Raw genomic sequence first — 3,735 nt, 5'->3', positions numbered from 1 at the left:
GCCGCATATCGACCGGCGCACGACGTGCCTGGCCGCCGGCTTGGCCGCGCTGGGCCTTGCGCTGCCCGACGCGGCATGGGGCGGCCTTCGTCCGGCGCGGCGCAACGATCCGCTGCTCTTCGCCTATTTCACTACCGGCAGGGACGGCGAAGGCGCGGGCCTCAAACTCGCGACGAGCGACGACGGCTTCGCCTTCCGCCCACTCGCCAACGGCCGCAGCCTGCTGGTCCCGCGGGTTGGCGAGAAAAAGCTGCTGCGCGACCCCTTCATCTTTCATGACGGCGCGACCTATCATCTGCTCTGGACCACCGCCTGGGAGGGCGTGACCATCGGCCACGCGACCAGCAGCGACCTCATCCACTGGTCCGGGCAGCAAGCCATCCCGGTGATGCGGGACATTCCCGGCACCCGCAATTGCTGGGCGCCCGAAGCGATCCGCGATCCGCGCACAGGCGCCTATATGCTCTTGTGGTCCAGCACGGTGGAGGGCCGCTTCCCCGCAACCGCCGGAACATCGGAATCGGGCTATAACCACCGCCTCTGGCAGTGCAGCACCGCCGACTTCATACGCTTCTCGCCGCCCGAACCGCTCTACGACCCCGGCTTCAGCGCCATCGACGGCACCTTCACCCATGCGCCCGACGGCAGCCTCCACCTCATCGTCAAGGACGAGACGGTGAAGCCCCCGCGCAAATGGCTCCGCACCGCAAAGGCGGACAGTCCGACCGGCCCGTTCGGGCCGCTGTCCGACCCCATCTCCCCCGCCTGGGTCGAAGGGCCAATGACCGCCCTGATCGACCATGGGCCCCAGGGCGACGCGCTGATCTGCTATTATGACGTCTATAAGGAAGGCCGCTGGGGCGCCGCCATGACCCGCGACATGGCGACATGGCAGGATGTCAGCACCCGCCTCGCCATGCCGCCGGGCGCCCGCCACGGATCATTGCTGCGCATCCCCCGCGCTCTGGTCGACGCCATCGCCTGACGTCCATCCCCCGCCCAGGGCGAGGAAGATGGCGATCTGGTCCTGCACCAGTTGCGCCCGTGCCGATGCCGCCGTCACTTCCGCGCTGGCCAGGCTGCGCTGCGCATCCAGCAGCGACAGAAAATCCCCCCGCCCGAAGCGGAACAGCTTGGCCGCCTGCCCTTCCGACACCGCCGCACTGTCCCGCGCCCGGTCGAGCGCCGCCGCCTGCTCGGCATTGCGGCGATAGGTTTCCAGCGCCGTTTCGGTCTGGCGCAGCGCCTCCAGCACGCTGGCGTCGAAGCCGGCCAGATCGGCCTTCACCTGCGCATCGGCCTGCGCGATCCTTGCCCGCACCACCGGCCGGTTCGGGAAACTCCAGCTGATGAGCGGCCCCAGGCTCATGCCAAAGGCGGTGCCCGATCCCAGATCCTTGAGCGGGCCGGTCAGGCCGACCGATCCGCCCAGGCTGACCTGCGGATAAAGGGCGGCGGTAGCAACGCCCAGCCGCGCGGTATCCCCTGCGATCGCCCGCTCCGCCTGCCGGATGTCGGGCCGCCGTCGGATCAGCGCCGCGCCGTCGCCCACCGGAATGGGCCGCCCCAGCGTCGGCAGCACGGCGCAACTTTCCACCGCGCGCGGATAATCGGCGGGCGGACGGCCCAGCAACGTGGCCAACAGGTAAAGCGCATTCTGCCGTGCGCCCTCGAACGCCGGCAGCGCCGCCTCGCTGCTGTCCACCGCCGCCTGCGCCCGGCTGACGTCGAAGGCGGTGCCGCGCCCGCCCCTGGCCAGCCGCCGGGTCGCATCGAGCGTATCGCGCTGCAACGCCACCACCTTGCGATTGATCGCCAGATTATAATTGGCCGCGCACACCTGCGCATAGGCCTGCGCGGTCGCGGCGGCGACGCTGATCCGCACATAATCCCGTGCCGCGGCGGTCGCCTCGACGTCGGCCGCGCTCGCTTCGATCGCACGCCGGATGCGGCCGTTCAGGTCCAGCGGATAGGACGCGCTCAGGCCCAGATCATAGCCGACGACGCCGGGGAGATTATAGTCGGTGCTCGACGGGCGGGACAGGGAGACACCGCCGTCGATCCCGGTGCTGATGGTTCGCCCGGCCTGCGCCTCGCGCAGCACGGCCTGCGCCCGTTCGACATTCGCCTGCGCCTGCCGCAGGTCGGCATTGGCGGCCAGCGCCTGTTCCACCAGCGTATCGAGCTGCGGATCGGCATAAAGCCGCCACCAACGGTCGGGCAGCTCGGCCTGGCTGAACTGCGAACCTTGCGCCGAATGGAAAGCGCCCGTCGCTCCCGGCGCAGTCGCGGCCGACTGGGCTGGCGGATGATAGTCCGGCCCCGCCGTCGCGCAGCCCGCCAGGGCCAGCGCCATGATCGGCATCCAGACCGGCTTACGCATGACGGCAATCCCCCGGCTTCGCGTCGCTGGCGGCGGGCTGAACGCTCACCGTCGCGGTGCGCCCGGAAATCAGCCGCAACCCGGCCGGCACCTTCTCCAGCTTCACGCGCACCGGAATGCGCTGCGCCAACCGCACCCAGGAAAAGGTCGGCTCGACCGAAGGGAGCAGGTTGCCCGCATTGCTGCGGCTGTCGTCATTAATGCCATAGGCGATGCTTTCGACGCGGCCGTGAATGTCCCCGGCTTCCCCCATCAACCGCACCGTCACCGGCGCGCCGATGCAGATCAGCGACAGCTTGGTTTCCTCGAAATAGCCCTCCACCCGCAGCGAATCGCTGTCGATCAGCGCCATCGCCTGGCTGCCCGCGCCGACATAGTCGCCCGGATGCAGGTCCAGATTGGTGACGACGCCATTGACCGACGCCAGCACCTGCGTGCGCTTGAGGTTGAGCGCGGCGGCGTCGCGCCCGCTATAGGCTTCGGCCAGCGCCGCCTGCGCCGTTTCCACCCGCGCCAGATTCTGCTCATGCGTCTCGGCCGCCACCAGGTCGCCCAGCGCGGTGTCGCGCCGCGCCTCGCGCCGCGCCTGCGCCAGCGTCGCCTTCGCGCTGGCGATCCGGGCGTCGGCCTCCTCCAGCGCCAGCCGGTAGCGCGGCGTGTCGATGACGAACAGCAGGTCGCCCGCCTTCACCACCTGATTGTCGCGCACCGCGACGGATGTGACGAGGCCGCTGATGTCGGGCGTTACCCGCACGACATCGGCACGCACCCTTCCGTCGCGCGTCCAGGGACTGCGCTCATAGTGATTCCACATCCAGATCGCGACCAGAGCGGCGGCGATGACCAGGATGATGGTGGCGGCGCTGCGGATCAGCGTGGTGCTAAGGCGGTTCATAGACGGATTCCAAGGGTGGGGACGAGGATGGCGAGCCCGCCGAGAAGCAGGATGAAGATACTGAGGTCGACGGCCGCGCGATAGGCGAGGAAACGGTAGAGGCCCAAAGCGCCGATCAGCCGGGTCACGCCCCAGGCCAGGACCAGCGCGGCCAGCGCCAGCAACAGCAATGTGGGCACATAGACGCCGCCCAGCGCGAATTCTCCGGTCATGCGCCCGCCCTCCGATAGCTTTGTGCGTCTGGAAACAGATTACGACGCAGGCTGACGAGCGCCAGCACCGATTCGCGCCGCACCGTCGGCTGCGGGCTGGCCGCCAACTCGCCGATCGCCGCATCAATGTCGTCCAGCAGCACCGGGTCGGTCATCACCGGCTGGTCGGGGTCCATCGCGCGATAATGGCGCCCGACCCCGCCCAGCACCTGTGTCAGCGGCGCGGCCTCCTCGCGCGGCAGGTC

At 69.4% G+C, this 3,735-nt stretch carries 4 protein-coding genes and 1 pseudogene; 1 reads left to right on the top strand and 4 read right to left on the bottom strand.

All coding sequences use genetic code 11. The features are described from left to right. The first annotated feature begins 7 nt into the window (after positions 1-7). Positions 8-985, top strand: coding sequence for a glycoside hydrolase family 43 protein (locus C100_RS30620; protein ID WP_235219027.1), 978 nt, complete (start codon positions 8-10; stop codon positions 983-985). Here C100_RS30620 and C100_RS30615 read toward each other — a convergent pair. From C100_RS30615 to C100_RS48545, 4 genes and pseudogenes are all read right to left on the bottom strand, one after another. Beyond that, positions 941-2,356: an efflux transporter outer membrane subunit gene (locus C100_RS30615; RefSeq protein ID WP_442800308.1), complete on the bottom strand. Its 1,416-nt coding sequence runs from the start codon at positions 2,354-2,356 to the stop codon at positions 941-943. The two genes, C100_RS30620 and C100_RS30615, sit on opposite strands and share 45 nt — an antisense overlap. 19 nt (positions 2,357-2,375) lie before the next feature. Then, the gene (locus C100_RS30610; protein ID WP_024018854.1) at positions 2,376-3,278 is read right to left on the bottom strand and encodes an efflux RND transporter periplasmic adaptor subunit; all 903 of its coding nucleotides are present in this window, start codon (positions 3,276-3,278) and stop codon (positions 2,376-2,378) included. Beyond that, entirely contained in the window at positions 3,275-3,490 is a 216-nt protein-coding gene (locus C100_RS30605) for a DUF1656 domain-containing protein (RefSeq protein ID WP_024018853.1), read from the bottom strand. The genes C100_RS30610 and C100_RS30605 overlap by 4 nt, the downstream gene beginning before the upstream one ends. Then, positions 3,487-3,735 (bottom strand): annotated as a pseudogene (locus C100_RS48545) (FUSC family protein); the annotation flags it as partial. The gene C100_RS30605 and the pseudogene C100_RS48545, both read right to left, overlap by 4 nt.

The sequence above is a fragment of the Sphingobium sp. C100 genome, assembly GCF_000508185.1.
Lineage (GTDB): Bacteria > Pseudomonadota > Alphaproteobacteria > Sphingomonadales > Sphingomonadaceae > Sphingobium.
This window is presented reverse-complemented; position numbering and strand designations above follow the sequence as displayed.